This window comes from Roseinatronobacter ekhonensis (assembly GCF_900499075.1).
Lineage (GTDB): Bacteria > Pseudomonadota > Alphaproteobacteria > Rhodobacterales > Rhodobacteraceae > Roseinatronobacter > Roseinatronobacter ekhonensis.
This window is the reverse complement of the sequence record NZ_UIHC01000132.1, coordinates 1-2442: the sequence shown is the minus strand read 5'-3', so window position 1 is coordinate 2442 and position 2442 is coordinate 1. Positions and strand designations below refer to the sequence as shown.

The following is a 2442-nucleotide window of genomic DNA, read 5'->3' as shown; positions in this document are numbered from 1 at the left end:
TCCGCAAATTAGCCAAGATCTTTCCTGCGCCGCAGCAAATGCGCAAAGCCTGACAGGAAAGGCGCGCGCGCCCGGTTTGGAACGACTATTTCTGCGCTCGCAAACGTCTGTTTTTCCACAGAATCGGCGGGTAGCGGACCTTCGCTGCGTCGGACACGAACGGCTGTAGAGCGTAGACAGCAGCCTTTGAAAAGTTGCCAACTTAGTTTGCCCACCAAGACATACTTGGCCCATACTGGCCTTTCAAACCCGACAAAACAAACGTCTGATCGAGGCCCCGTTCCACGAAGCACTGGAGCGGAGCATGGTCAACAGAGGCGGCCTCCAACCGTTAGGATTGATTATGTAATTTTTTGGCCCTGCGATCCAACTATCCTCCCGATTTGTGGAGCGTTTGCACGCGGTTGCACTGTTCCAGGAGCCCGTCCGTGGTGCGGCATGACCCCGTTTTGCCAACATGGCCTGGGAAATGATCGCGGGCTTGCTACAAAGCACTATTCCAAAGAATATGGTCTCCGACGATCTGATCGGACTCAGGTTGCTTGGAGGCTCCAGTGAACTACCATTCGTTAACTATATTTATCATCGGGTTGGCTCTTCAACAAACTCCTTCGAATGCTGCGGACATCACCTTGGGCGGCGATGCGGTCATGGACTGCGACGCTACCCTAGACGGCCAAATTTTGTCGGGCGACGCTGATAAACTGCGTACAATCGCGATTGAGAAAGGCTGGAGAGGCATATCCAACTGGCTTACGCAAAGGGGAAAAACTATATGCCTGAACAGTCCCGGTGGAAGCTTTCTGGAAGGAATCAAAATTGCCGATGTGATTGTTGAATTTGGTTTAAAGACTGCGATCGGTTCTGAGAAATTGTGTGAAAGCGCTTGCAGCATCGCCTTTATGGCGGGAGGACTGTGGGGGCCGGAGGACTTGTACTTTACTAACCGGCGATTGCATCCAAGAGGACGTCTCGGGTTTCATGCGCCGGGTATCGTGGTGCCCGAAGGAGATTACAACTCGAAGAGTGTTGCTGAAGCCTACGAAGTCGCCATTCAAAGCACACGTGAAATTTTGAAGTTTCGCAGGGACCGGCCCGACAGGATACCGGAAGATCTGTTGATCGAGATGCTTGGGACGCCGCCAAGTGACATGTTCTATATCGATACCGTGACCAAGGCCGTCATGTGGAAAATAGAAATTACGCCTGTTGGAAACCCATCATTTGACCGCCGAGAGGCTGCAATAAATGCCTGTTCGAACGGTGCAGGGTGGATGGAGCCGAACCCATCATTTGCTGGCAGAGACTTCATAAGGGGAGTCGAGCGAAAGGACGGAAAAATAACAGTCTTGGGCCCCACCGGTGGCTTCTTGGGGGAAGGAACCTATGGATGTAATGTGGTATACGGCAAGGACTCGAGCGGAGAGTTTGTTGTCTCAATGGACTTTCCAAGTGGGACGGCACCACTCATAAAGGATTTTGAAAAGGTTTACTTGTTCGCCCCGGATCTTCCACTTGCGGAATTGCCCCTCAGGAGGGATTGGAGCGCCAAACAGATCATTGAGTACTTGGCGGGAACTCTGCCACCCGCGCGGCCTGCCGTGTATGAGGCGACAGTGCTCCGGCCATCTGTAGCTATTGCGCCACCGGCCCAAGGTGCTCCCGGGGCGAGCATTCCCGCGTTCGCCACCGAGGCCGACGAGGTCTCAATGGCGCTGGACCGTGACACACGAAGGGAAGTCCAAAGACGGTTGTCACTCATTGGTTTCGACACCAAGGGCGTTGACGGTGCATTGGGGCCAAACTCGCGCGCTGCGATTCAGGCCTGGCAGCAATCCAATGGCTTTCCAGTCTCAGGCTATCTGAACCAAGCTCAAAAAATTGCTCTCTTTTCCGACAGCCAAGAGCCCTATGGCGAATGGAAAAAGAAGCAGGCGAGGACACCCAAAAAGAGGCGCGTCAAGGTTTGTCAACGCGGGCCGTTGGGCCTACTTGTCAATTGCCGCACCGAGTGGCGGTAGAGCCGCTGTCTCGACAACATCTTCATCGAGCGCCTCTACCCGGACCTGATAACTGATCCTATTAGGTCAGGGCCTTGGCGCAACGATCTGTTGAAAACAGTTTATTCCGTATTACGGAGGACTTCGACGATGGCAGTTCCAGCCGCCTATCTCTTCGGAAAATTGCTGATCTTTCTTGTAGGATCGGCCAATTGCCAACCCTGAATGTCATAACGACTATCTTCCTCTGAAAAGCCTCCGGTCAGGACCCTAAGTTGCCATCGATCTCCATAGTCAACCAGCACAGCGTCCCAACTAGTGTTCTGAGTCTGACACTTCCTACCTGTTTCCGCGAATTTCATCGAGCGCGTTCAGAGCGCGGCGTTCCCGGGTGAGGATGTCCTCGGCGGTTTTGGTCCATTTGAAGGGTTTGGGCTTGTCG

At 53.5% G+C, this 2442-nt stretch carries 1 protein-coding gene; it reads left to right on the top strand.

What is annotated here, in order from left to right:
* Positions 1–554 precede the first annotated feature (554 nt).
* On the top strand, positions 555–2021 hold the full coding sequence (locus tag ROE7235_RS19320; RefSeq protein WP_147434287.1) for a peptidoglycan-binding protein: 1467 nt from the start codon (positions 555–557) through the stop codon (positions 2019–2021).
* Positions 2022–2442: the final 421 nt, after the last annotated feature.